This window comes from Lachnospira sp. (assembly GCF_016290755.1).
Taxonomy (GTDB): domain Bacteria; phylum Bacillota; class Clostridia; order Lachnospirales; family Lachnospiraceae; genus Lachnospira; species Lachnospira multipara.
On the sequence record NZ_JAEEVD010000009.1, the window covers coordinates 38806 to 64400 of the forward strand.

General features: G+C 36.5%; 21 protein-coding genes and 1 other RNA gene. 18 read left to right on the plus strand and 4 right to left on the minus strand.

The features are described from left to right. Positions 1 to 10 precede the first annotated feature (10 nt). Positions 11 to 964 carry a pectinesterase family protein gene (locus QVA17_RS04125; protein ID WP_287386649.1) on the minus strand — a complete coding sequence of 318 codons (954 nt, stop codon included), beginning with the start codon at positions 962 to 964 and terminating at the stop codon, positions 11 to 13. A gap of 136 nt (positions 965 to 1100) precedes the next feature. Between QVA17_RS04125 and QVA17_RS04130 the strand changes: the two genes are divergently transcribed. The 6 genes from QVA17_RS04130 to QVA17_RS04155 all read left to right on the plus strand — a co-directional run bounded on the left by QVA17_RS04130 (position 1101) and on the right by QVA17_RS04155 (position 8985). Beyond that, positions 1101 to 1523 carry a GNAT family N-acetyltransferase gene (locus tag QVA17_RS04130; RefSeq protein WP_287386651.1) on the plus strand — a complete coding sequence of 141 codons (423 nt, stop codon included), beginning with the start codon at positions 1101 to 1103 and terminating at the stop codon, positions 1521 to 1523. A 272-nt stretch (positions 1524 to 1795) separates the two neighbouring features. After that, positions 1796 to 2374, plus strand: a complete 579-nt coding sequence (locus QVA17_RS04135; RefSeq protein ID WP_287386652.1) for a TetR/AcrR family transcriptional regulator — start codon at positions 1796 to 1798, stop codon at positions 2372 to 2374. A 12-nt stretch (positions 2375 to 2386) separates the two neighbouring features. After that, complete coding sequence (locus QVA17_RS04140) at positions 2387 to 3901, plus strand: DUF6937 domain-containing protein (protein ID WP_287386653.1); 1515 nt, start codon at positions 2387 to 2389, stop codon at positions 3899 to 3901. A gap of 10 nt (positions 3902 to 3911) precedes the next feature. Further along, positions 3912 to 5306, plus strand: coding sequence for a glycoside-pentoside-hexuronide (GPH):cation symporter (locus tag QVA17_RS04145; RefSeq protein WP_287386676.1), 1395 nt, complete (start codon positions 3912 to 3914; stop codon positions 5304 to 5306). A 105-nt stretch (positions 5307 to 5411) separates the two neighbouring features. After that, entirely contained in the window at positions 5412 to 7829 is a 2418-nt protein-coding gene (locus tag QVA17_RS04150; RefSeq protein ID WP_287386654.1) for an alpha-galactosidase, read from the plus strand. Continuing rightward, positions 7807 to 8985 carry a galactokinase gene (locus QVA17_RS04155; protein WP_287386656.1) on the plus strand — a complete coding sequence of 393 codons (1179 nt, stop codon included), beginning with the start codon at positions 7807 to 7809 and terminating at the stop codon, positions 8983 to 8985. The genes QVA17_RS04150 and QVA17_RS04155 overlap by 23 nt, the downstream gene beginning before the upstream one ends. A gap of 279 nt (positions 8986 to 9264) precedes the next feature. Here QVA17_RS04155 and QVA17_RS04160 read toward each other — a convergent pair whose 3' ends face one another. Continuing rightward, positions 9265 to 9906: an RpiB/LacA/LacB family sugar-phosphate isomerase gene (locus QVA17_RS04160; protein WP_027430621.1), complete on the minus strand. Its 642-nt coding sequence runs from the start codon at positions 9904 to 9906 to the stop codon at positions 9265 to 9267. A 607-nt stretch (positions 9907 to 10513) separates the two neighbouring features. Here QVA17_RS04160 and QVA17_RS04165 point away from each other — a divergent pair. From QVA17_RS04165 to rhaD, 11 genes are all read left to right on the plus strand, one after another. Continuing rightward, complete coding sequence (locus QVA17_RS04165) at positions 10514 to 11476, plus strand: sigma-70 domain-containing protein (protein WP_287386658.1); 963 nt, start codon at positions 10514 to 10516, stop codon at positions 11474 to 11476. 127 nt (positions 11477 to 11603) lie between these two features. Further along, a non-coding RNA gene (gene ssrS / locus QVA17_RS04170) (6S RNA) lies at positions 11604 to 11781 on the plus strand. A 289-nt stretch (positions 11782 to 12070) separates the two neighbouring features. Next, complete coding sequence (locus QVA17_RS04175; protein ID WP_287386660.1) at positions 12071 to 12994, plus strand: AraC family transcriptional regulator; 924 nt, start codon at positions 12071 to 12073, stop codon at positions 12992 to 12994. Positions 12995 to 13716: 722 nt separating this feature from the next. Then, complete coding sequence (gene dctP, locus QVA17_RS04180) at positions 13717 to 14739, plus strand: TRAP transporter substrate-binding protein DctP (protein ID WP_287386662.1); 1023 nt, start codon at positions 13717 to 13719, stop codon at positions 14737 to 14739. A 19-nt stretch (positions 14740 to 14758) separates the two neighbouring features. After that, positions 14759 to 15280 carry a TRAP transporter small permease gene (locus tag QVA17_RS04185; RefSeq protein ID WP_051195339.1) on the plus strand — a complete coding sequence of 174 codons (522 nt, stop codon included), beginning with the start codon at positions 14759 to 14761 and terminating at the stop codon, positions 15278 to 15280. Between the two features lie 14 nt (positions 15281 to 15294). Next, positions 15295 to 16602 carry a TRAP transporter large permease gene (locus tag QVA17_RS04190; protein ID WP_027430626.1) on the plus strand — a complete coding sequence of 436 codons (1308 nt, stop codon included), beginning with the start codon at positions 15295 to 15297 and terminating at the stop codon, positions 16600 to 16602. A gap of 242 nt (positions 16603 to 16844) precedes the next feature. Then, complete coding sequence (locus QVA17_RS04195; protein WP_287386664.1) at positions 16845 to 17975, plus strand: glycoside hydrolase family 88/105 protein; 1131 nt, start codon at positions 16845 to 16847, stop codon at positions 17973 to 17975. Then, a complete protein-coding gene (rhaM, locus tag QVA17_RS04200; RefSeq protein ID WP_287386665.1) occupies positions 17968 to 18282 on the plus strand; it encodes an L-rhamnose mutarotase in 315 nt (104 codons plus the stop codon). The genes QVA17_RS04195 and rhaM overlap by 8 nt, the downstream gene beginning before the upstream one ends. 76 nt (positions 18283 to 18358) lie before the next feature. Then, positions 18359 to 19828 (plus strand): rhamnulokinase, encoded by a 1470-nt coding sequence (gene rhaB / locus QVA17_RS04205; protein ID WP_287386667.1) that lies wholly within the window; start codon positions 18359 to 18361, stop codon positions 19826 to 19828. Between the two features lie 34 nt (positions 19829 to 19862). Beyond that, on the plus strand, positions 19863 to 21218 hold the full coding sequence (locus QVA17_RS04210; protein ID WP_287386669.1) for an L-rhamnose isomerase: 1356 nt from the start codon (positions 19863 to 19865) through the stop codon (positions 21216 to 21218). A 46-nt stretch (positions 21219 to 21264) separates the two neighbouring features. Beyond that, complete coding sequence (rhaD, locus tag QVA17_RS04215; protein WP_287386670.1) at positions 21265 to 22110, plus strand: rhamnulose-1-phosphate aldolase; 846 nt, start codon at positions 21265 to 21267, stop codon at positions 22108 to 22110. A gap of 527 nt (positions 22111 to 22637) precedes the next feature. On the opposite strand, the gene QVA17_RS04220 is transcribed toward rhaD, so the two are convergent. Continuing rightward, positions 22638 to 22877, minus strand: a complete 240-nt coding sequence (locus QVA17_RS04220; protein ID WP_287386672.1) for a hypothetical protein — start codon at positions 22875 to 22877, stop codon at positions 22638 to 22640. 123 nt (positions 22878 to 23000) lie between these two features. Here QVA17_RS04220 and QVA17_RS04225 point away from each other — a divergent pair, with 123 nt between their 5' ends. Then, on the plus strand, positions 23001 to 24401 hold the full coding sequence (locus QVA17_RS04225) for a PhoH family protein (RefSeq protein ID WP_287386673.1): 1401 nt from the start codon (positions 23001 to 23003) through the stop codon (positions 24399 to 24401). Between the two features lie 125 nt (positions 24402 to 24526). Here the strand turns inward: QVA17_RS04225 and QVA17_RS04230 are convergent, their stop codons facing one another. Next, entirely contained in the window at positions 24527 to 25399 is an 873-nt protein-coding gene (locus QVA17_RS04230; protein WP_287386674.1) for a YihY/virulence factor BrkB family protein, read from the minus strand. Between the last annotated feature and the right edge of the window lie 196 nt (positions 25400 to 25595).

Genomic DNA, 25595 nt, shown 5'->3' on the forward strand with positions numbered 1-25595 from the left:
TATATAAAAATTAATTAAAGTCTGGGCCAAGAACTTTTTCTTTAGTGTAGGCTTGAACTTCAAGATTATTGAGCTGCTTTGAAAAGGCAGCTCTTTTTGATGGTGTAAATCCAGGACCATGTCCATTATATTCAAAGTAATTTACAGTTTCATGAGATTCTGGCTTGTTCCAGTCACAGAAACCTTCCTCAATAACCTGATCTGAATATTCACAATCAATAAATACAGCCTTAGCATAAATTCTCCAAGGTCTTGATAAAGAAACAGTATGCTTAGGACAGTTACCTGTTAAGATACATTTGTTAAAGACATAGCCATATTTAGATTCTTCGTAAGTTGAAGGGGCTGTGTAGTAGCTATTAATCTTCTCATTTCTATCAAGAGCGTAGAGGGTACAGCGGTTAAAATAGCAAACAGCACTACCAAAGATAAAGTCAACTTCACCTTCAATATAGCAATCCTCATATAACTGATGAACAATTCTTCTCTCGGCGTCCATTGTAGGGCCTGTAAAGCCGCCTACTTCTCTTTCTGCCTTTGGAAGTGGACCTGTAAATAAAGTATCCTGATGACCATACATGGCACAGTTCTTAAATGTAATTTTATCCCCTTCAGCGTAAACTGCTACGGCCTGGCCAACCATTTTTCCAAAGCCAGCCTCGTTTTTAAATGTAATATTAGTAGCGTGGAAATTGTTAGCATTTACCATGAAAGTGTAAGATCTAAAAGTGCCGCGCTTAATGCCGTCCTCTAAAATCTCGTTAGCATAGTAGCTCTCAGTAATGATAACGCCGTCTCTTGACTCACCAATTAAGCTAACATTGTCCTTTAAAATTTCTACTCTTTCCTTGTAGACTCCATTTTTAATAAAAATTGTAACGCTCTTTGAAGTGTCCTTAAGGGAGTTAATGGCTTCCTGAATGGAAGTAAAATCACCATTGTTGTTAATATCAACTGTAATCATATTTTTTCCTCTTTTTTTAAATTTTAGGTTTAACCTTTATGTCTAGAATACGCTCATAGTCTATATTTGTCTAGACATTAGTGCTTAAAAGAAGTATACTTTAGCGGTAGGATTTTTTGATATGGAGTAAATGTAAATGATAAGAATAGTTGAAGATTTTAGGGATGTAGACACATACCTTGCTTTAAGAGAGCAGGTAGGTTGGGTGCAGTTAACTAGAGAGCAAGCTAAACTTGCTATTAATAATTGTCAAAAGGTATTTACAGTATTTGACGATGAAAGGGCAATAGGCATGGGAAGAATAGTTTCTGATATGGCAGTAATTAGCTATATTCAGGACTTGATTATTGTGCCAGAGTATCAAGGCCAGCATTTAGGCAGTTACCTTCTTAATACCATGATTGAGTATGTGGATTCAATTAAGCTTGAGGGTAGCCAGATGATGCTATGCCTAATGTGCGCTAAAGGAAGAGAAAAATTTTACGAAAGACACGGCTTTATAGCAAGACCAACTGAGAAACTAGGTCCTGGTATGATTCAGTATCTAAGAAATGATTAAAGTTTCTCATTAACTTATACAAATATAGAGGATTTTTAATCGAGGGCAGTAAAATGCCCTCGATTTTTTGTGCAGTTTGCATAAAATTTAACAATGATTATTACGATTTTTCGATAAAATATAATAGGATGTGTTGCATTAATAAAACATGTATGATATTCTTTATTTACAGGGAAACTAAAAAACTAAGTGAGGTTTCCTAATAGAATATAAATAAAATAAGGGCACTGGGATAGAAACGCAAAATTGATAAAGGAAAGGAAGAGGAAAAAATGGACATTAACGAAATGAAGAAAACAAAGATTGCTATTATCGATGCCACTATTGAGGAATTCAACAATAAGGGTATGAAGTTTACTATGGACGAGCTCGCTAAGAGACTTCATATGAGTAAGAAGACTATTTATAAGATCGTGGATGATAAGAGTGAATTAGTTATTGATGCAATTAACTATTGTTTTGACTTAGTAAAGAAGGAAGAGGCAAGAATCATTAACGACCCTGACCTTGATATTGTTGAAAAGCTCAAGAGAACAGTTATTTGTATTCCAGACAGATTTACTAATTTAGATTGGATGAAGGTTTCAGAAGCAGTTGCAGCCTATCCAAAGATTTATGAGCAGTTCAAATTAAGAATTGACAATGATTGGGAACCTACTTTTAAGCTAATTGATGAAGGTGTTAAGCAAGGTAAGCTTAGACCTATTAATAAGGAATTATTTAAAATCATGGTTGAAGCTGGTTTTGAAGGAGTTTTAAAAATTAGAAACGAAGGCAATACAGAGCTTAGCTATCAGGAATCACTAGAAGAGATGATTAGCATAGTAATGGTAGGAATCGAAATAAAGTAAGAGGGATTAAATATGGGTAAATCAGAAATTATATTTGGCAATAAGATGAGCAAGAAGACTATAAAGTCTGCTAACCGCTCAAAGAGGAAGTACGTTAAGAAATTTGGTGATGACTCTAACGTAGATTATAAGCTAGCTATTGAGGATAACAAGTATATCGGCGATAGCCTTGGAGTAAAGAACATTATTATTAGACGAGAAGATAATACTCCTAGCACTAACGGGCTTAATCCAATTAATGCAGGATTAGATTCTGGTTTTGATAAGGAAAAAGGAATTATAGTGGGCAATATTCGTATGGGCTTTGGACATTATAGAATTTCCATGGCAATAGCTTCAGCAGCTAACGCGCTTGGCTACACACCATACTGGATGGACTTAAATTCCTATACACAAACTACAGGCGGTAAGGTTATTAATGCACAAAATGAGCTATATTCACTAGGTTCAAGAATCTCACAGAAGTCAAAGCTCTTTAACAGAGTGGTGTGGGAGCCAATGAACTATGAAGGCTTTAGAAAGATAAGCTATAACAGTTCAGATCAAAAGAATGCTGAGCTTATGACTAGCGTCTTTAAAAATGTACCAAAGGACATTCCACTTGTAGGTACTCATGTTTGGCCAGCACAGGCAGCAGTTCATGCTGGTATGAAGTATGTAGTTAATGCCATTCCAGATAATTGGCCAATGGCCCTTCACCTAGCTGAAGGCAGCCTACATACAGTGCAGACCCATTCAAGCCTACTAGGTTATAGAAACCTTAATGGCATGAATGGCAAGAAGATACTTAACACTATGACAAGCAAGGATATATGCTATACAGGCCACTATATCGACTACGAGCTTGTAGATAATATTGAGAAGGATTGTGAGCAAAGAATTAATCGAGCAAGAAATAAGAAACCCGTTAGATTTTTACTAACAATTGGTGGTGCTGGAGCTCAAAGAGAGATTTTTGCTAGCATAATTAAGTATTTACTTAAGGCAATTAAGGCTGGTAAGGCTTGTCTTTATGTAAATGTTGGCGATTATAAAAACGTTTGGAATGAATTAATTGCAGAGATTCCAGAGATGAAGGAATATGCAACAGAACATTTTAATAACTGGGAAGATACAACAACATTTGCTAATAAGGCATTAGACGAGAATGAAGAGATAACTGGAATTCATGGTTTTTATCATGAAAATATTTTCGAGGCTGTTTATTGTACCAATATCCTAATGAGATCTTGCGATATTTTAGTTACAAAGCCTAGCGAGTTATCATTTTACCCAGTACCAAAGCTCTTTATTAAAAGAGTTGGCGGTCATGAGAAGTGGGGCGCAATTCATTCTGCTGAAATTGGGGATGGAACTTACGAGTGTGAGGACATTCCACATACATTACAGATGATAAAGATGTTCATCAACAACAGAGAGACAATAATTGAAATGTGTGAGAACATTAAGGCCAACAAAAAGGCTGAGATATACGACGGGGCAATTAAAGTAGTAAAAAAAGCTTTTGAATTAAGAGATAAACAGTAGGGAGGTAAAAATTATGCTTAGTTTAAAAGAAAAGTTAGCTTACGGTCTAGGAGCCGTAGGTAAGGACATGGTTTACATGTTATCTGCTAGTTATATTTTGTATTACTATCAGGATGTATTAGGGGTTAGCGCAGTTGCAATGGGCATTATTTTATTGGCAGCAAGAATCTTTGATGCCTTTAATGATCCTGTTATGGGAGTTATCGTTGCAAAGACAAAGTCAAAATTTGGTCGTTTTAGATTATGGCTTTTAATTGGTACAGTTACTAACGCAATCATTTTGTATTTTATGTTTGCTTGTCCACCAAGCCTTGATGGAGCAGGACTTACAGCTTATGCTGCAGTATTTTACATAATTTGGGGTGTAACTTATACAATGATGGATATCCCATATTGGTCAATGATTCCAGCCTTCACTAATGGTGGTAAGGAAAGAGAAGGCCTTACAACTCTTGCAAGATCATGCGCAGGCGTTGGTTCAGCAATCATTACAATCTTTACAATGATGCTTGTTCATGCCCTTGGTGGCAACAACGAAAGAGTAGGTTTTAAGTACCTTGCATTTATTATTGCAATCCTCTTTGTAGTATTTATTGGAATTACAGTATTTACAATCAAGGAAAAATCAAGTGTAGACATGGAAACACCATCTGTTGGCGCAATGTTTAAGGCACTTATTAATAACGACCAGGCTATGACAGTTGTAGTTGCAATCGTACTCATTAACTGTGCGGTTTATATTACATCAAACCTTGTTATCTATTTCTTTAAGTATGATTTTGGCGGAACAAAATGGTTTAGCAGCTATACACTCTTTAACATGTTTGGCGGAGCTGTTCAGATTTTATCAATGATGTTCCTTTACACATTACTTAGAAAATTCTTTAGTAACATAAAGATTTTCTATATTTGCTTAGGATTTGCAATTATCGGTTATGCATCACTTCTTTGCATTGCTTTTACAAGCATGACAAATGTATTTATCCTTTTCATTCCTGGCTTCTTCATCTTTGCAGCCAACGGAATCCTACAGGTACTTACAACAGTATTCCTAGCTAACACAGTAGATTACGGCCAGTTAAAGACAGGTAGAAGAGATGAGTCGGTTATTTTCTCAATGCAGACTTTTGTAGTTAAGTTAGCATCAGGTATTGCAGCTTTCGTTGCATCTATCTGCCTTTCACTTAACAACTTACAGAGCGGAACAGAAGTTACTGATGCTGAAGCAGTTATTGATTTTAGTGAAAATGTATCAGCTGCCTCAAGACTCGGCCTTAGAACAACAATGACAATCATTCCTATAATTGGTTTATTTATCGCTCTTATCTGGTTTAAGAAGAAGTACATTTTAACAGATAAAAAGATTGAAGAAATCAATGAGCAGGTTAAGAAATTAAACGCTTAGTTTTTCTAGATTCTAATTTAGAGGGACTAATCTTACTAGAAAATGTGTCCGAAGCCGCGGCTTTAGGATGCATTTTCTAATTAAAACGAAAATGGAGGGATTGCGATGATAAAGATTTTTGATGTTAAAGATCAAAGAGTAAATAGAGCTTTTGTTATTGAAAGTCGCAATACAAGTTACGCCTTTGCAGTAAATGAAAGCGGACATTTACTTCATCTTTATTATGGTGCTAGGCTAGAATTTGATGAGAATGCTATTAAGGCAAGACTAGGCTTTAGTAAGTATCTAGCAGGCAATACTATTAGCTATTCAAATGAATATAGTTATTTAGCTCTTGAAGATACAGCCCTTGAATTATCTACAATGGGTAAGGGTGATATTAGAGAAAGTCAGGTCATTTTAACTAATATTGATGGTTCAAATTCTAATGACTTTATCTATGATAGTCATGAGTTAATTGAAGGCTATGCAAGTAATGGCTATAGACACTTAAAAGAGATGCCAGAGGCACATTCAAGTGATAGTCAGCTTATTGTTACTTTAAAGGATAAGCAAAGAAATATCTATATTGAGATGATTTATAACTTGTTTTACGAGACGGATTGTATAACAAGAAGAATTAAAATTATAAATAAAGAGGAGTCTTTTATTGAGGTTAATAGAGCTCTTTCACTAAATCTTGACCTTGAGGGTGAAGACCTTGAAATGCTTAATTTCACTGGGGCTTGGATTAGAGAAATGAATAGGAATTTTACTAAGCTAAGTCAGAATAAGCTTGTTAATTCTTCCTTTACAGGAACCTCAAGTAACAGAAATAATCCTCTTGTAATTTTGAAAAAAAGAGACACAACAGAATTTGCAGGAGAGAGCTACGGCTTTAACCTAATTTATAGTGGAAACCATTATTCTTGCGCTGAGAAAAATGCTTATGGTATGGCAAGATTTGTAATGGGTATAAATCCAAATAATTTCAATTTCAGAATCGAACCGGAACAAGTATTTGAGAGCCCTGAGGCAGTTATGACATTTGCAAAAAATGGACTTAATAGCCTATCTCATAACTTCCATGAATTTATTAGAGAACATGTTCTTAGAAGAACTTGGGCTAAGAAGGTTCGTCCAGTTTTATTAAACAGCTGGGAGGCTTGCTATTTTAATTTTAATGAAACTAAGTTAGTTAATATGGCTAAGGAAGCTAAAAAAATTGGCGTGGAACTCTTTGTTATGGATGATGGTTGGTTTGGCAATCGAAACGATGATAAGTCCTCACTTGGTGACTGGGATGTAAATTTAACTAAGCTACCAAACGGAGTTTCAGGTCTTTGTAGGAAAATTAATGACCTAGGTCTAGATTTTGGTATCTGGCTTGAACCTGAGATGATAAATGTAGACTCGGCACTTTACAGAAGTCATCCAAACTGGGCAGTAGATATTCCTGGAATTGAGCACTCTGAGGGTAGAAATCAAAGAATATTAAATCTAACAATAGAAGAGGTAAGAGATTATCTAGTTGCTAGAATTTTTGATTTATTATCATCTGCTAATATTAAGTATGTAAAGTGGGATATGAACCGCATTTTCACAGATTATTATGGCTTTAACCTATCTAATCAAGGGGAATTTGCTCATAGATATGTGCTTGGTTTATATGACATTTTAAGAAGAATTGTAGAGGAATTCCCAGATGTATTATTTGAAGGTTGCGCATCAGGGGGCAATAGATTTGACCTAGGAATTTTATCTTACATGTCACAAATTTGGGCATCAGATAATACTGATCCTTGGTGTAGAGCTAATATTCAGACAGGCTATAGCTATGGCTACCCTATGTCAGTAATTGCAGCACACATTTCTGCTAGTCCAAATCATCAGACCCTAAGACAGACCTTACTAGAAACTAGATTTAATGTGGCAAGCTTTGCAATGCTAGGCTTAGAGCTTAACTTATCAGATTTAAAGGATGAGGAGCTTGAGATTTTAAAGACAGAAATAGAAGTCTATAAATCAGTTAGAGATTTGATATTTACTGGTGATTATATAAGAATTAAAAACGGCGAAGAGACAGATTTTAATAATCATGTCTTTGAGTGGATATGTGTTTCAAAGGATAAGGAAAGAGCCCTTGCCTTTACAATGCAGGACAAGGCAGTTGCTAATCAGCCAAATGCTTCGCTTCGACTTACGGGCCTTGATGATAATAAGCTTTATCACATTTATAATATGCCAGCAAAGTATGACATAAAACATTTCGGGGATTTGATAAATGCAGTATCTCCAATTCACATTAGACCGGGTTCTAACATCCATAAGATAATTTCTAAATTCAAGAAAATGGATGGAGAAGTGGAAGATTTTGTACTTAGTGGAAGTTTTATTAATAACGCTCCAATTAAGCTACACAATAATTATGCAGCTACAGGTTTTGATGGGGATGTACGTTTTTATCAGGATTATGCCTCAAGAATATTCTTTATTGAAGAGTTAAAGGAGAAGGATGATTATGACAAAGAAGAAAATGCTTGAAGAATTCGCTAAAGTTTATGGCGATAGTGAAGGCGTAAGAGTTTTCTTTGCTCCAGGAAGAGTTAATTTAATTGGAGAGCACACAGACTATAACGGTGGTCACGTTTTCCCATGTGCAATTCCTCTTGGAACTTATGCGGCCATTAGAAAAAGAGAGGATTCTAAGATTAGATTTTTCTCGCTAAATTATGATCAGGACGGAATTATTGAAAGCCGAATTAACAATTTAAAATACAATAAAAGCGACTGGTGGACAAATTATCCAAAGGGAGTTATTGACCAGATTAAAAAGAGTGGAGTTGCATTTTCCTCAGGCTTTGAAATGCTTGTATGGGGAGATTTACCAAGTTCTTCAGGACTTTCCTCATCAGCTTCCATTGAGGTTTTAACTTGCTTTTCCATGATTAAGCTCTACGGCATTAAGATGGGCAAGATTAAAACTGCCAAGTTATGTCAGAAGGCTGAAAATGAATTTTGCGGCGTCAACTGTGGCATTATGGACCAGTTTGCCATTGCTATGGGTAAGAAGCATCATGCAATTTATCTTGATACAGCAAGCCTTGAATACGAGTATGTGCCAATTAAACTTGATGGTGTAAAGCTTGTAATTACTTGCTCAAATAAGAAAAGAGGTCTTGGCTCTTCAAAATATAACGAGCGTAGAGCAGAGTGCGAAGCAGCACTAGAGATGCTTAAGGAAAGTGAAGAGTGCAAGGACATTAAAACTTTAGGTGACCTTGATTTTGAGACTTTTGAGAGAAACAAGGACTTCATAAAGGAAGAGGTAAACTATCGTAGAGCTAGACACGCAGTCACTGAAAATATCAGAACAATTCAGGCTGTGGAGGCGCTTAATAATAACGAAATTGAAAAATTCGGACAATTAATGATTCAGTCTCACCTATCACTTCGTGATGATTACGAGGTTACAGGCCTTGAGCTAGACACTCTCTTTGATGCTCAGAGTAAGCAGGAGGGCGTTATTGGTACAAGAATGACAGGAGCTGGATTTGGCGGCTGCCTTGTATCTTTAGTCAAGGACGAGAATGTAGATGCCTTTATTGAAAATGTATCTAAAGAATATACTATGAAAACAGGAATCGAGGCTTCCTTCTATGCATTAGACGTAGGCGGTGGCCCAAGAGAATTGAGATAAGATAGTAGAGTAGAAATTTTCTACAAAAACTATTGGCTAAAAGCCAAACAAATTAAAGCTTGCAAAGGTTTAAACCTTGCAAAATATACCTTCTTAAGAGCTCATTTTTAATGAGCTCTTTTTTATAATAAAAAAACGTAAAGTAGTAAATTTTTTTATAAGGGGGGACCTATGAAAAAGATGCTACTTTACGTTTTATAAATATAATGCTTATGATAAAAGCATTATATAGCCAAATGCATAAATAATGCATGAGGTTTCGACAATGAAATTTATTAGTTAAGCTCTTAAAGTCTTAACGTATTCGATGATTTTCTCATCCTTAGCGTTAGCAAAGAAGAGATCAGCAAACTTCTCACCAGCAACAGCGCCCTTAACTAAGTCGCTATCAAGCTTCTTTAAGCTTTCAACTAAATCCTGGTTAAGTGTAACAGCTCTAACGCCGTCTAAGATCTTCTTATTTCTCTGCTCTGGAACAACTCTTTCCTTAGGGTATCCGCCACCTGGTTCACCTTCGAATAACTTCTCGAAAATATATGTAAGGTTAAGTTCAGCGCCCCAACCAAAGCCCTTTGCAAATGGAAGAGCGATAGCGTTACCATCATTAATCTGCATGAACATATATGCATCTGAAGGGTCTACAACGTGACCACAAATTACACCTGGGAATGAGTTAAGTGCAAGCATAGCACCTTCACCTGTACCGCAACCTGTAACAACAAAGTCACAAGCTCCTGAGTTAAGTAAGATTGCAGCTAAGATACCGTTCTGAACGTATGTTAACTGAGCGTTATCCTCTGCTGAATACATACCGTAGTTATCTACTGTATGTCCCTTAGCACTAGCTACCTTGTTTAAAGCATCATAAATTACGCTATTCTTAGCAGCCTGGCTGTTCTCATTAATAAGAGCGATTCTCATATTTTTCTCCTCACCTTCTAAAATTTTGTTACAAACGATTAAATTGTAATACACCTAAAAGCTAGCATATATCTAGTCTTCATAGGCATATTTATTTGTAGCATTTTTTGGCTACAAAGTAGAATTTACAAACATTTTAATAATAAGCAAAAATATGCTTTTTGTCAATGATTGTTTCCATTCTTTTCTTGCAAAATCACGCCTAATTCATATAATACACGAACTTGCAATTTAATGGGAGAAAGTATAAATTAATTTTTATAAAATTAATCTTAAATAAGGCAACTAAGAAGGCTAATGTACTTTGCAGAATAGCAATTTACTGTTATAATTAATGTTGCTGTTAATTTTTAACAGCAATGTAGCCTCATGCCGCCGAAGGCATCTAATGCATGAGGTTCCCCCTGTTGCAACTCTTTTAGAGTTGCAATGTAGCCTCATGCTGCCGAAGGCATCTAATGCATGAGGTTCCCCCTGTTGCAACTCTGAAAGAGTTGCAATGTAGCCTCCAGCAGTTTTGCGAAGCAAAATCTCATGCTGGACGGTTCTATAAAACTGTTGCAACTCTTTTAGAGTTGCAATGTGAAGACGAATTATCGGAGGTAATATGGCAGATAACAATCAGGCAGCCTTTATGGAAGCCCTTAACAGCTTAAAAGAATACGCCAAAGTCAATGGCAATATAATAAATCAAGACGATATCAACAGTTATTTCAAGGATTTGTCCCTTGATGAGACAAAGATGGGAATGATTACTGGATATTTACTTGCCCACAACATCACAGTTTCTGGTGAAGAAGACAACCAGTTTAAAGAGATGTTTAAGGATGAGACAAAGTCGGAAGAATCTAAGGATGATGATGAAAATGTAACAATTCAGGGCATTGATTTATTTTCATCAAAGGAAGACGTAGACGAAAAAGATGCCAACGTGGCAAAGGAAATCGCCAACAATCTTAACTATGAAGAAGATGAGAAGTACCTTAAGTTATACTTAGATGACCTTGCAAGAATCCAGCCTTTATCAGATACTTCAAAGGCCTTCTTACTTATGAACATCGTTGAAGATAACGACAAGGAATCCCTTGAAATCCTTAGTGAATCATATTTAGAGAAGGTTATCGAGTGGATCACACCTTATAGAAATAAGGGTGTTTTAGCCTCTGATCTTGTTCAGGAAGCAAATTTAGCCATGATGTCATATATTGGCGAGAAGAAGTGGCTTAATAACTACGAGTGGAAAGATAAGGTTAAGGAAGGCTCAACAGAAGATTTACTTTATGTTTTAGGAGAAATCAACAAGGCTGTTAAGTCAGAGATTGAAGATGCTCTTGATATGCTTCTTGATGAAGAAGGCAACGCAAACCTTGTAACTGGTAAGATTTTAAATAAGGTTAATAAGGTCAATGATTTCGCAAAGGGCATGATGGAAGACTTGGGTCGTAAGCCTACTGTAAAGGAAGTTGCAGCAGAGATGAAAGTCTCAGAAGATGAGATAAATGAAGCAATTAGCCTTTCAGCAGAAAATATTGAAAACATCGACTATCCAAAGACTATAAAAAAGAAATAAAAACTAATACTTTTTAACTATTACTAGTCCTTTTGTACTATTAGGATATTGACTTTTTTCAGTAATAGTGCCATAATAAACGTAAGTTAAGAGAGCAATCTCTTTAGAGAAATGAATACGGGAATATCAATTCCTGGGGCGTTCGCAAACCTACTTATTTTGATCCTACATTTATTCGACGGGATTCCTATATCGCTATGCTGATGTCGAGCCTCCTTAGAGTGGATGGCAGATGTATAGTTGCGGTGACCCACCTGGCTTTGCTAGGAGTCGAAACCGTAGGCGGACGGCGTTCTGGGAGATATTATAAAAGATTATTAAAGTTCCATACGAAAGTATGGAACTTTTTTTGTGCGCGGCTACAAATTAGAATTTAGACTTTTTTGACCTAGAAAATCCTTGATTAATTTCCCCTTAAGGTCTTTAATAAGGACTATAGCTAGGCTTAAAGTATGAAAAATCAAGACATTTCTAGTATTCTAGTCATAGCTATTCTTTAAAAACCCTAAAAAAGTAGGTTTAATTCTTAAACAATTTAATGATAAAATAAGACATCCTATTTAATTATTATTTTCTAGTTTTGGAGGCTTGAGTATGGGATTGAATAAAGTTGAGAACAAAATAACATTTTTCGGAAAAGTAGATGGGGTTTCGGTGGAGCAGCTCATCAGGTATCAAAAGTTTGATATGAAGGTGAAACATTTTCATAGCCAATATGAGTTCTTCTATATAATTGAAGGTAAACGTCAGTTTTTCTTCGATAACAAATCGTATAATGCATATGCTGGGGACCTTGCAATTATTGATACAAATCTAGTTCACACCACACGAACTGTGGATGAGGACGATAGCGGCTACAATCGAGTAATTCTCTACATCGATTACGAGCAGATGTGTGTCTTTGATAAAATGTATCCAGGCCTAAACTTGGTAGATTTTTTTCATAAAAATTATGGCATATATCATTTTAATGACGAGCAAAGGGCAAACTTTCTAAACCTATATAGAGATTTGCGCCACGAATTTACTAAGAAACAATCAGGCTATAAAGATAGAATCTCAGTCTATCTACTAGCATGGTTATCGCGTTTTTCACAAAGCTATTCTAAGAATGAAAATGTAGCAAGTCCGCGAGACGATGCAAGAGCCCAAACAGTATTTAGAATTTCAAGTTACCTTGAAAAAAATTACACCCAACAGATTTCCCTAGAAGAAATCTCAGATAAACTCTATCTAAGCAAATATTACCTTTGTAGAATTTTCAAAGAATACACAGGATTTACAATCACAGAATACGTAAACATTTTCAGAATAAAAAAAGCAACAGATCTACTAGAAACAACAGATAAAAGCATCCTAGAAATCTCAGATTTACTAGGCTTTGAAAGCATGACATATTTTGAAAGAGTCTTTAAGAAGTTTATGAATATCACACCATTAAAATATAAGAAAAGCCATCATAGCGTGACCTATGGTGAGAAAGAATTAAATACTATAGATGATTCAGACTATATTTAATAGTAAAGAAACATAAAAATATCCCATCTCTAAAGCAATGTAGAGATGGGATTCTTTTTACCCAGCCAAAGGCGAAGCAACTTTGGCGTCCTAACTATTTCCTTTCACGGTAGCCAAACAGCGAAGCGCATTTGGCGTATGTCCTTTAAAATCTATTTAAGTCGCGGTAGCCAAATAACGAAGTGCATTTGGCGTACATCAACTCTACACTTCCCGGTAGACAAACGCGAAGCTAGTTTGCCGTCCGTTAAACTAAACCTTCCGTTAGACAAACAGCGAAGCACATTTGTCGTACCCCAACCCAACATTTGCCGTATCCCCACCCACTCGTCCACACTACATTTCCGGTTAGTTAAAGCCCTAGCTAGGGCGCCCCTTCCCGCGGGGGAGATGAAGTGAAGTAGGAAGTTAGGAGGGACTAAAGAAAAATCTGTGTGCAGCCGGCAGTGCTTGCCATCTTTAGGGCGAAGCCCGTAAAGAGGGCTTAGCATCTGCTCCGAGCTGCGCCAAGCGGGAGCGTGTTTTTCGTAGTCCCTTCTAACTTCCATTTTTCTACACTTCCCTTCTTCATCCCCCAACAGTGCAATATAGTTTGAATTTCCCCACCATCCCGCAATATAGTTTAAGAAAAGTTAAAAACATTAATGATATAATGTGACCAACAGATAGCTATATGTTAAATATTAAAGGGTTAAGCAAAGAATATATAAGGGAGGTTTTTCATGAAAATCAAAAAGAAATATTTGGGGTTTTTATGCATAATCTTATGTTTGATAATTGTAGGTCGAACATTTATTAGCGTAAAAGGAATCGAAAATTCGGACAAATTAGTTATTCAGTTAGCACACAATCAGGCAGCAGGTTCAGAGATTGCAGAAACAATAGCTAAATTCTCTGAATTCACAAAAGAAGAGTCAGATGACACAATTAACGTAAAGATTTTTGCTAGTGGCGTACTTGGAACAGAAAGTTCTGAAGTTGAAATGGTACAAGCAGGAATCCTTGATATGGCAAAGGTAAGTTCTAATACATTAGGACAGTTTGATGACAGATACGCAATCTTTTCTGTTCCATATCTTTTCCAGAGCCAGGAGCATTACTACACAGCAATGAGAGAAAGTAGTGAAATCAAGAATTTATTTACAGATACTAGAGAATATGGCTTCATTGCAATTGGTTATTATGCAAATGGATCTAGAAACTTTTACTTAAAAGAAGATAAGGCAGTTACAGATCCAAGTGTACTTTCAGGTTTAAAGATTCGTTCAATGGCAAGTACAACATCAATGGATACAATCGAGAAGATGGGTGGTACACCAGTACCAATGGCAAGTTCAGAAACATATGCATCACTTCAGCAGGGAGTTGTTGATGGTGCTGAAAATACAGAACTTGCATTAACAGTTGATGGACATGAGGACTTAGTAAAGTCTTATACATATACAGAACATCAATTTTCTCCAGACATTTTCATAATCAGTACTAAGACATGGGATAAGATGACTGAAGAACAGAGACAGTGCTTAATCACAGCCTTAGAAGAGACTAATGACAACTTCGTAAGTGTCTACAACGACATGATGGCAGAGGCTATTGAGGAAGCCCAGTCAAAGGGAGTTCATGTTTATAGAGATATTGATAAGACAGCATTTATTGAAGCAGTTCAGCCAATTCATGAGGAGTTCTGTGCAAGAGGCGAAGAATACAAGGCACTTTATGATGATATTCAAAGCTACGCTAATTAAGTAGAGATGGGAGAGAGTTATGAAATATTTGAACAAAACAGTTGAATTTATACTAAGCGTTCTTGTTTGTGGCATGGTTCTTGGTTGCGTATGGCAGGTAGTTACAAGATTTATCCTCCACGATCCAAGTAAATATACAGAAGAATTACTTAGATATATGTTGATTTGGGTAACCTTCATGGGCGTTCCATATGCTTATGGTCAGGACAGACACCTAGCTATTAACATTTTCATGAATAAAAATACTAAGAAAAACGATGCATTAGTTAAGTTATTCGTGGATGTCTTTGTAGTTGCACTTTGCGTACTTGTAATGATTGTTGGTGGCATCATGGTAACAGGCAATGCAGCAGGCCAGTTATCAGCAGCTATGCAGCTTCCAATGGAAGTTTACTATGTTTGCGTTCCAATTAGTGGTTGTTTAATGGTAATTTACGGTATCGATAAGATTGTTAAGCATATTAAAGACTTTAGAGCTGAGCTTCATAATGAAAATGCATCAAAGCAGGAAGAGGCTCCAAGTTTTAAGAAGGCAGTTTAAATAGGGGGGATTTTATGGAAATTCAAGCAGCAATTGTTTTAGTAATTACATTCTTTTTGTTACTGGCTTTGTCGGTTCCAGTTTCATTTAGCATTATTTCATCGGCATTACTTACATTGACAATGTTTTTAACTCCTAAATTTGGAGTATTTATATCAGCACAGAAAATGGTAACAGGTATCGATAGTTTCACATTACTTGCAGTTCCTTTCTTCTTACTTGCAGGCTTACTTATGAGTAACGGCGGTATTGCAAAACGACTGATAAATCTGGCCATGCTAGTTTTAGGTAAGGTTCCTGGTTCCCTTGCTATGACAAATATTGCAGGTAACGCAATGTTTGGTTCAATCTCAGGATCAGGTATTGCAGCAGCTACAGCTATTGGTGGTGTTATGCAGCCACTTGAAGAAGAGCAGGGTTATAATAAGGCCTTCTCAGCAGCAGTAAATATTGCATCAGCTCCAGTTGGACAGCTTATTCCTCCAACAGCTTCATTTATCGTTTACTCAGCAGCAAGTGGTGGTGTTTCAGTAGCAGCACTTCTTATGGCTGGTTGGATTCCTGGTTTACTTTGGGCACTCTTCTGTATGTTAGTTGCATTTGTATATAGCAAAAAGCACGGCTACGTAATTAAGAGAGATAAGTTAACTAAGGAAATCGTTTTAAAGACAATCTGGGATGCAATTCCAAGCTTATTCCTTATTGTAATCATCATTGGTGGTATCCTTTCAGGTTACTTTACACCAACTGAAGCTAGTGGTGTTGCGGTTGTGTACGCATTTATCTTAGCTTGCTTTGTTTATAAGAGCATTAAGTTTAGAGATCTTCCTAAGATTTTAAGAGAAACAGCAGTTATGACAGCTATCGTAATGTTAATTATTGGTGCTTCATCAGTACTTTCATTCGTGCTTTCATTTACAGGCCTTCCACAGGCTATTTCAGCAGCATTACTTAGTCTTTCATCAAATAAGATTGTACTTTTACTTATCATCAACCTTATTTTACTTATCGTTGGTACATTTATGGATATGGCACCAGCATTACTTATCTTCACACCAATCTTCTTACCAATCATTAAGACACTTGGTATGGATCCAATTCAGTTTGGTGTAATGATGGTTATGAACCTTTCAATCGGAACAATCACACCACCTGTTGGTAGCGTATTATTCGTAGGTTGTAGTGTTTCAAAGCTTTCAGTTGAAGACGTTATAAAGAAGTTATTACCATACTTTGGCGTAATTGTGGCAGCACTTTTACTTATCACATTTATTCCAGCCTTTAGTATGTGGCTACCAGGTATTCTTGGATTACTAGGCTAGTTTAACTCAGTCGGAGAACAAGCTCCGACTGAGTTAAACGCTCCGCGAGGATGCGCACGGATTCGGACAGGAATTTGTCTGCTGAAGCAGACCCGAATCCGGCGCGCAAGACTCGCGAGCGAGTCTTGACGAGTGTAGAAATTTTAAGGGCTTTGTGAAAATGTAAATCCTACGGGAATTTTACAAGGCCCTTTTTCTTAAACAATTTTTTGAAAATATTATTAGGATAAGAAGGAAATTTTATGGGTATTAAAAATAATTGCAGAAAAGAAATCGAAGAAAAATTAGATCTTGTAATTAATAAACTAATGAATTTAGGTTCAGAAACAAAAGATGATGCAGAGCTTGCAAAAAAGGGTGAGGCAGTGGGCTTCTTTAAAAGAGACTTTGGAATAAAAGAGTGGGACTGGCCACAGGGGGTTGGTTTACTAGGCCTTCTAAAGATTATGAAGTACCAGAATAACGACAACTACAAGGAGTTTTTATATAACTGGTTTAAGGAAAATATAAGTGCCGGCCTTCCATCAAGAAACATAAACACTACAACACCTCTTCTTACACTTGTGGAGTTAAACGAGTGTTACAAGGATCCTGAATTTGAAGAGCTTTGTCTTAGTTGGGCAGATTGGCTTATGAATTGTCTACCAAGAACTAAAGAGAGAGGCTTCCAGCATGTAACAAGTGCTAACGGGGATAGACAAGGGGTTCGTCTTAATGAAAATGAAATGTGGATCGACACCATTTTTATGACAGTTCTATTCCTTAATAAGATGGGACAAAAATACAATCGTCAGGATTGGATAGATGAGTCCATTCATCAGGTTCTTATGCATATTAAATATCTTTATGATAAAAAAAGCGGCTTATTCTATCACGGTTGGACTTTTAATGAGATGAATAATTTCGGCGGAATCTTCTGGTGTAGGGGAAATAGCTGGTTCACTCTAGGAATCCTTGATTACATCGAATGTTTCAAGGGCACAATGAATGCCGGAGTTAAGGAATTTATCCTTGATACTTATAAGGCGCAAGCAAATGCATTAAAGAAATTACAGGCTAAATCAGGACTTTGGCATACAGTTCTTGATGATAAGTCAAGTTACGAGGAAGTTTCAGGTTCTGCAGCTATTACAGCAGGTATCTTAAAGGGTATTAGACTTGGAATCTTAGATGATTCTTATCTTTGCGTAGCTGATAAGGCTATAAAAGCTATCTTGAAAAATATCGATGAGGACGGAACAGTTCTTAACGTTTCAGGTGGTACAGGTATGGGCTATGATGCAAACCACTATAAAAATATCCTAATTGCCCCAATGGCATATGGACAGTCACTAACAATTTTGGCTTTAGCGGAGGCGTTATTACATGATTAGAAAAGCATTTAAAATGTACCTAAATCCTAGGTGCGCAAAAACATACGAAGAGAGACATCAAAAACTTTGGCCGGAAATGAAGGAAGTAATTAGAAGTCATGGAGGTCATAATTATTCAATTTTCCTTGATGAGGACACTAACGTTCTTTACGGATATGTGGAGGTGGAAAGCGAGGAAAAGTGGCAGGAGATTGCAAAGACTCCAATTAATAAAAAATGGTGGGATTATATGGCACCTTTAATGAAAGTTAATGCTGATAATAGCCCGGTTCAAGATGATTTAAAAAACGTATTTTATCTTAGCTAGTTTTTGATTTGCTTAAGCTTCTTGCTTAAGTTGCTTATTAAAGATAAAGAATAAAGATGCAAAGGGAGGGGCGATAATGAAGGGATTATATCTAGCCATTGATATTGGCGCTTCAAGTGGCCGTCATATTTTAGGTCACATAGATAATGGTAAATTAATTTTAGAAGAAATTTACAGATTTAAAAATGCAATGACTAATAAAAACGGACATAAAGTCTGGGATATAGATTATCTTTTTGATCAGATAAAAATCGGTCTTAAGATGTGTAATGTCTTAGGCAAGATACCAGAATACATCTCCATTGATACTTGGGCGGTGGATTATTGCTTGCTTGATGAAAAGGATGAATTAATCGGAGATGTTTACGCATACAGAGATAATAGAACTAAGGATATTGATCTTGAGGTTGAAAAAATAATAGATAGTGAAAGCTTATATAGAAGGACAGGCATTCAAAAGCAGCCTTTTAACACCATTTATCAGCTTATGGCTTTAAAGTTACAGGAAGAAGAAAGTCTAAAAAAAGCAAAAACATTTTTAATGTTACCAGACTACTTCCAGTTTAAATTAACTGGCGTTAAGGTAAATGAGTACACAAACGCAAGCTCTACAGGCCTTGTAGATCCTGACACAAAGAACTGGGATTACGGACTTATAAAGGCTCTTGGATTACCTGAAGAAATTTTCTTACATTTAAGAAAGCCGGGAGTAATTCTTTCTGATTTTACTAAGGAAATGGCAGAAGAAATTGGTTTTAGAGCAAAGGTTTGTATGTGTGCAAGCCATGACACAGCCTCTGCTATTCTAGCCCTTCCAAGTTTAAAGTCTGACGTACTCTATATTAGTTCTGGTACTTGGTCTTTGTTTGGTTGTGAGAATTTAAGCCCTTGTTTAACAGAAGAAGCAAGAAAATGTAACTTTACAAACGAGGGTGGCTTTAACTATCGCTTTAGATTCTTAAAAAATATTATGGGACTTTGGATGATACAGGAGCTTAAAAGAGAGTTTGGGGATGAGTATACATTTTCAAAGATATGCGAATTAGCTAGAGAAAATTTGGATTTCCCGTCAATTGTGGATGTGAATTCTAATGAGTTTCTAGCACCAGAATCTATGTCAGAAGCTATAAAAGATTTTTGTAAAAATACGAAGCAACAAGTTCCAGAAAGTCTTGGCGAACTTGCAGCAGTAGTTTACAAATCCTTAGCTAGAGGTTATAGAAAGGCAAAGGAGGAAATAGAAGAGCTACTAGGAAAAGAGTATAAGGAACTTTTTATTATTGGCGGTGGTTCTAATGCTGATTTACTAAATGAATTGACAGCTAAAGAAACCGGACTAGTTACCTTTGCAGGACCTGTAGAGGCTACAGCTATTGGTAACATTTTAGCAAGTATGATAGCTACAGGAGAGGTACTTAGTTTACTAGAGGCAAGAGAATTAGTTCGAAAATCTTTTGAAATAAAAAGATATGATATGAAGAAAGACTGTATGAAAAATATTAACTTAATAAATGTTCCTGTTATGAAAATTAGGACGGTAAGTTAGGTAAAAATTGTATTTAAAACATTTCGGAGGGATTATGGACGTAGTAAAAAGATATGAAGAGGCCAGGAAAATTTACAAAAGCCTTGAGGTAGATACAGAGGCCGCACTTGATAAATTAAAGGATGTGGCTATTTCAATTCACTGTTGGCAGGGAGATGACGTTGTAGGCTTTGATTCTAAGGAAGCCTTATCTGGTGGCATTCAAACAACAGGAAATTACATGGGTCGCGCAAGAAACCCAAAGGAATTAATGGAGGATATTACTAAGGTTATTTCTTTAGTTCCTGGGGCTAAAAAGCTAAATCTTCATGCAAGTTATGCAATTATTGATGAGGGAGAAATGATTAATGGTAAGAAAGTGGATAGAGATAGCATTTGTCCTAAGCACTTTAAACCATGGGTAGATTTCGCTAAGGAGCATAATTTAGGACTTGATTTTAATCCTACATTTTTCTCGCATCCAATGGTAAAGGATGGACTTACTTTATCTTCACCGGATGAAGAGGTAAGAAATTTTTGGGTAGAGCATGGTAAAAGATGTATTGAAATTTCAGAATATTTTGCAAAAGAAACTGGCAAGCCTTGTCTTATGAATATCTGGATTCCTGATGGATATAAGGATATTCCTGCAGATAGACTAGGTCCTAGAGCTAGATTTAAAAAGTCCTTAGATGAAATTTTATCTATTTCTTATGATAAATCCAAGGTTTTTATTTGCCTTGAATCTAAGGTTTTTGGTATTGGTGTTGAGTCTTATACAGTGGGTTCTGCAGAATTTTGCATGAACTACGTAGCTAATAAAGGCATCACCCCTCTTATGGATAACGGTCACTATCACCCAACGGAGCTTGTGTCTGACAAGATTAGCTCAATGCTTCTCTTTAATGAGCGCTTAGCCCTCCATATTACTAGACCTGTTCGTTGGGACAGTGACCATGTAGTTTTGTTTGATGATGAAACTAAGGAAATTTGCAAGGAGATCGTAAGAGCTAATGCACTTGATAGAGTCTTTATTGCTACAGATTACTTTGATGCTTCTATCAATCGTATTTCTGCTTGGACTACAGGTCTTAGAAATCTTGAAAAAGCCTTACTTTATGCCTTACTTGAACCAAAGTCTTTAAAAGAATTACAGAATAAATCAGACTTTACAAAGCTTATGGTTATGCATGAGAAGTTAAAGGAAATGCCATTTGGCGATGTATGGCAGGAGTATCTTAGACGCGAAGGCGTGGTGGATGACTACTATAGTGAAGTGGTTCGCTACGAGAAGGAAGTGCTCTCTAAACGAGTTGATTCCTTTGAAAATGTATCGCCAAAGTCAAATGCAAATAAGAGTGGCATGGTGGCAGCAGATGAGAGCTTTGTATCTCCATTGGAGATAGAATAAATGGATAGAATAAATATATGAAAAGATTGTTATTTGGGAGGAGAAAATGGACATTTTAGATGCTAAATTTGTAAAGGAAATGTGCGACACAACAGCTAATATGTATAGACTTGGCTGGGATGAAAGAAATGGCGGTAATATTAGTTATTTGCTTGAGGAAGAGGAAGTAGCTAAATATCTAGATTTATCAAAAATTTCTAGAAATATTGATATGGGCTTTAAGGCAGATTCTTTAATTGGAAAGATTTTTATTGTTACAGGTACAGGTAAATATTTTAAAAATGTTGAGAAGGAACCTGAAAATAATCTCGGAATTATAAGGATTGCTAAAGACGGTCATAGTGCAGAGCTTCTTTGGGGTTTTGAAGATGGTTCGAAATTCACAAGTGAACTTCCGGCTCACTTAATGAGTCACATGGCAAGATTATCTGTGGACCCTGAAAATAGAGTAATTATTCATTCTCATCCAACTAACACTCTTGCTATGAACTATATCCATGAGTTAGATGAGAAGAAATTTACTCATACTTTATGGGAAATGTGCACTGAGTGTATAGTGGTTTTCCCAGATGGGGTTGGTGTTCTTCCTTGGATGCTTTGTGGCACTAATGAAATTGGTGAAGCCACAGCCAAGAAAATGAAGGAGTTTAGACTTGTAGTTTGGGCTCTTCATGGAATTTATGGTGCTGGCAAAAGTCTTGATGAAACCTTTGGACTTATTGAGACAGTTGAAAAAGCAGCTAAAGTTTATATGTTAACAGAGGCTACAGGCAAGGAGAAAATTAACACTATAAAGGATGAGGATATGGTTAAGCTTGCTGAGTACTTTGGTGTGGATTATAGAAGAGATTTCCTTGATTTACCGGGACAGTCTATTAAGAGGATATCGTAGGGTTGAGGCAGTAAATAAGCGGGTTGCGATTGAAAGTTCCGGCATGACCGAGAAGCTTAAGATAGCTGAAAGTCAGTAAGCAAGCGGGTCGCAGCCGGAAGTTCCGGCATGACCGAGAAGCTTAAGATAGCTGAAAGTCAGTAAGCAAGCGGGTCGCAGCCGGAAGTCCCGGCATAACCGAGAAGCTTAAGACACCTGAAAGGCAGTAAGCTTGTGGGATTGACCTAACGGGAGTTTATTATCCTGTTAGGTCAATTTTTTCTTGTTTTAAATTTGTCGATTTTTCAATTGTTGACCTAGCGGCGAAAAAGTCTTCGATTAGGATTAAAAAAGTAAGCTTTTTAGGAGCTTTTTTGGGGGCGATTGACTTAATGCGAAAAAAATTCCCTATAGGGATTAAAATTGAATAAGCAGAATTCAAGAATCATTGACCTAATGAGGGTAAAAAGTCAGGCTAGGGTCAACATTCCCAGAATAGACAGTAAATAAGCGGGTCACAGCTGGAAGTCCCGGCATAACCGAGAAGCTTAAGATAGCTGAAAGTCAGTAAGCAAGCGGGTCGCAGCCGAAAGTCCCGGCATAACCGAGAAGCTTAAGATACCTGAAAGGCAGTAAGCAAGCGGGTCACAGTCGGAAGTCCCGGCATAACCGAGAAGCTTAAGATACCTGAAAAGGCAGTAAATAAGCGGGTTGCGGCCGAAAGTTCCGGCATAACCAAGAAGCTTAATCCCCAGAAACTCAAAAAGTTTCTTGTCATTATTTTCCATAATCCTTATATCCTTTTATTTATAATAAAGTTAAGATATGATATAATTTAACTAGAAATAAAGTTAGATATCTTCTTGGAGGGTGAAGAATCAAACTATAAATCGTGAAGAGGAGAACTGAATATGGCTAAGAAAAAGTGTGTAACAAAGACCTACGTACTAGACACCAATATCTTAATTCAACAGCCAAATTCCATTTATGGCTTTGATGACAATGATGTTGTTATTACATCTACCACATTGCAGGAGCTTGATAGTAAGAAGACTGCCCCTGGCGAAGTTGGTTATCATGCAAGAGAGGCGATTAGACTTATTGATGCACTAAAGCATGATGGTGACTATCTAGAGGGAATTCCACTTCCTCATGGCGGTAGATTTATTATTGATCCAGATGGAATTAACAAGGAAAATCTACCTCAAGGTTTTAGCATTGAAAAGCCCGATAATCGTATTATTAGTTCCGTAATTACTAGAGCAAAGACGACAGACGCTCCGGTTATTTTAATTACTAATGACGTTTCGATGCGTATTAATGCAATTTGTTGTGGAGTTGAGACGCAGGGTTATCACAACGAAGAAATTGATAACGAGGATGACATTTACACAGGCAGATGCGAGGCCTATGTTGATGGAAAATCCTTTAATGAGTTAATAACTGGTGGAAGTGTAGGAGTCCTTGATGGATTTAAATTTTATGAAGACGATGACAGAGAAGTAAAAGTTGAGGAAAACGAGTTTTGTTTAGTAAGAAACGCAGATAAACCCACAGATACAGCCCTTGCGATTTGCAGAGGTGACGTGCTTTATAGAATCAAAGATAACATGCATCCTTTTGGTATAACAGGAAAAAATGTAGCGCAGAAATTTGCACTTTATGCCCTAATGGCGCCACCAGAAGAGATTCCATTAGTAATCCTTCGTGGACCTGCAGGTTGTGCAAAGACTTTTCTTTCCCTTGCTGCTGGACTTGATGAAAGCTATAGTCAGGGTGGAAGAGGAGATGTTAGATATCAAAAGGTTATGATTACAAGAAACAACGTCCTTTCAGATGCAGACATCGGTTATTTACCAGGAACTCTTGAGGAGAAAATGGGACCTCTTGTCGCACCATTTATCGATAACCTTGAGGTTTTACTTAAGGGTAATGAGAAAAATGAATCTATGGATATGATTCATACTCAGATCGATGATTTGCTTGAGGATGGAATTTTGGAAATTTGCTCAATGGCTTACATGAGAGGTCGTTCAATTACTGGTTCTTATTTAATTATTGATGAGGCTCAGAATGCCACAGTTGGCCAGATTTTGGAGATTATTTCAAGAGCTGGTATGGGAACAAAGGTAATTGTTGCCGGCGATCCTGACCAGATTGATAATCCAAAGCTTGATAAGATTAATAACGGTCTTGTATTTGCTGCTGAGAAGATGCGAGGCAGTAACCTATGTGCACAGTTAGTCTTTGATAGAAATGAATCTGTTCGAAGCCCACTTGCCATGGAAGCTGCTAAGAGACTTACTCTATAGGATTTTGAAAATGTGACATAGATGCTTTGGAGTTAATGAGTTGAAAGTAAGCGACACATTTTTATAAAAAGAAAAATATAAGCGTAGTCGAAAGCTAGGAAGAAAAATTCTTTTCTAACTTTTGGCTACGCTTTTTTTGAATAAATGTGACGTCGAAGAAACATATTAATCTCGGCTCCAATAAAGATAATGCAGAGACAAAAGTATGCCCAAACTAGTGCGATTACAAGGGTTGAAAGACCACCATACATTAAAGAAAAGTTTGGCGAATTTTCTACCCATAAAGAGTAGAGGTAGGAGAAAAGTAACCAACCTGCAGCGGCAAAAATTCCTCCTGGAAGCTCTCGTAAAAAGTTTGTATTTTTCCTTGAGATAATGGTAAATACGGAGGTAAATAAAATACTTAAAAATATTGGTAAAAGCAGATTCTTACTAAAAAGAATGGTACCAAAAATGTCCGAAATAAAAGGAATGTGATTTAAATATTTTATTATGAACATAAAAATGTAATTACCAAAGACAAGGATACAAAGGCTTGCAGCAATGATGAATATAAAAATGATTGCTGAAATGCTTGAAATGATTCGCATAAAGAGCCAGTTTGGATAGTTTTCGATTTCATATATTTGATGGAGTCCCTTAATCATTGCAAAAAATCCTTTTCCGGCGGCCCAGATAAGCGCAATTGCTGTAACAACAGTAATGGATGCGGATGATTGATAGGCACTAGTTATAAAGCTAGCGGCTATGGGCTGTAGGGATGCAGGAATTATTGGAACGATGTATTCTATTAAGTCTTGACTTGTGACTGGTAAATATCGCATTAAACTTAAGAGCGCCATTAAGAAGGGTAGGATACTTAAAACAATGAAGTAGCAGGCACTTGCTGCGTATTCGGATACCCTGTCCTTGGCTAATTTGTTGGCACTGTCTATAAAAATATGATAGAATTTTTTGGACTCTAAATTTTTCTTGGCATTGTCGATTTTCTTTTTCATAAAAGTTACCTAACTTATCCCCGTTCATTAGATTTAAAGTCATTTCTCTAAATAATAAAAATTACTTATATATTAATTATACCTAATTTTCTTAATCTTGCAATAATAGTTTATTTTAGGTAAAATATTAGGGTTATGTAGGCTATTTTCAAAGGTCTATAAAATTATAAAGGGAAGATATAAATATGAGTATAAG

Bases quoted from the DNA above. Each gene is read 5' to 3' on its own strand.
- QVA17_RS04125 (WP_287386649.1), bottom strand. From the start codon at position 964: ATGATTACAGTTGATATTAACAACAATGGTGATTTTACTTCCATTCAG.
- QVA17_RS04130 (WP_287386651.1), top strand. From the start codon at position 1,101: ATGATAAGAATAGTTGAAGATTTTAGGGATGTAGACACATACCTTGCT.
- QVA17_RS04135 (WP_287386652.1), top strand. From the start codon at position 1,796: ATGGACATTAACGAAATGAAGAAAACAAAGATTGCTATTATCGATGCC.
- QVA17_RS04140 (WP_287386653.1), top strand. From the start codon at position 2,387: ATGGGTAAATCAGAAATTATATTTGGCAATAAGATGAGCAAGAAGACT.
- QVA17_RS04150 (WP_287386654.1), top strand. From the start codon at position 5,412: ATGATAAAGATTTTTGATGTTAAAGATCAAAGAGTAAATAGAGCTTTT.
- QVA17_RS04155 (WP_287386656.1), top strand. From the start codon at position 7,807: ATGACAAAGAAGAAAATGCTTGAAGAATTCGCTAAAGTTTATGGCGAT.
- QVA17_RS04160 (WP_027430621.1), bottom strand. From the start codon at position 9,906: ATGAGAATCGCTCTTATTAATGAGAACAGCCAGGCTGCTAAGAATAGC.
- QVA17_RS04165 (WP_287386658.1), top strand. From the start codon at position 10,514: ATGGCAGATAACAATCAGGCAGCCTTTATGGAAGCCCTTAACAGCTTA.
- QVA17_RS04175 (WP_287386660.1), top strand. From the start codon at position 12,071: ATGGGATTGAATAAAGTTGAGAACAAAATAACATTTTTCGGAAAAGTA.
- dctP (WP_287386662.1), top strand. From the start codon at position 13,717: ATGAAAATCAAAAAGAAATATTTGGGGTTTTTATGCATAATCTTATGT.
- QVA17_RS04185 (WP_051195339.1), top strand. From the start codon at position 14,759: ATGAAATATTTGAACAAAACAGTTGAATTTATACTAAGCGTTCTTGTT.
- QVA17_RS04190 (WP_027430626.1), top strand. From the start codon at position 15,295: ATGGAAATTCAAGCAGCAATTGTTTTAGTAATTACATTCTTTTTGTTA.
- QVA17_RS04195 (WP_287386664.1), top strand. From the start codon at position 16,845: ATGGGTATTAAAAATAATTGCAGAAAAGAAATCGAAGAAAAATTAGAT.
- rhaM (WP_287386665.1), top strand. From the start codon at position 17,968: ATGATTAGAAAAGCATTTAAAATGTACCTAAATCCTAGGTGCGCAAAA.
- rhaB (WP_287386667.1), top strand. From the start codon at position 18,359: ATGAAGGGATTATATCTAGCCATTGATATTGGCGCTTCAAGTGGCCGT.
- QVA17_RS04210 (WP_287386669.1), top strand. From the start codon at position 19,863: ATGGACGTAGTAAAAAGATATGAAGAGGCCAGGAAAATTTACAAAAGC.
- rhaD (WP_287386670.1), top strand. From the start codon at position 21,265: ATGGACATTTTAGATGCTAAATTTGTAAAGGAAATGTGCGACACAACA.
- QVA17_RS04220 (WP_287386672.1), bottom strand. From the start codon at position 22,877: ATGGAAAATAATGACAAGAAACTTTTTGAGTTTCTGGGGATTAAGCTT.
- QVA17_RS04225 (WP_287386673.1), top strand. From the start codon at position 23,001: ATGGCTAAGAAAAAGTGTGTAACAAAGACCTACGTACTAGACACCAAT.
- QVA17_RS04230 (WP_287386674.1), bottom strand. From the start codon at position 25,399: ATGAAAAAGAAAATCGACAATGCCAAGAAAAATTTAGAGTCCAAAAAA.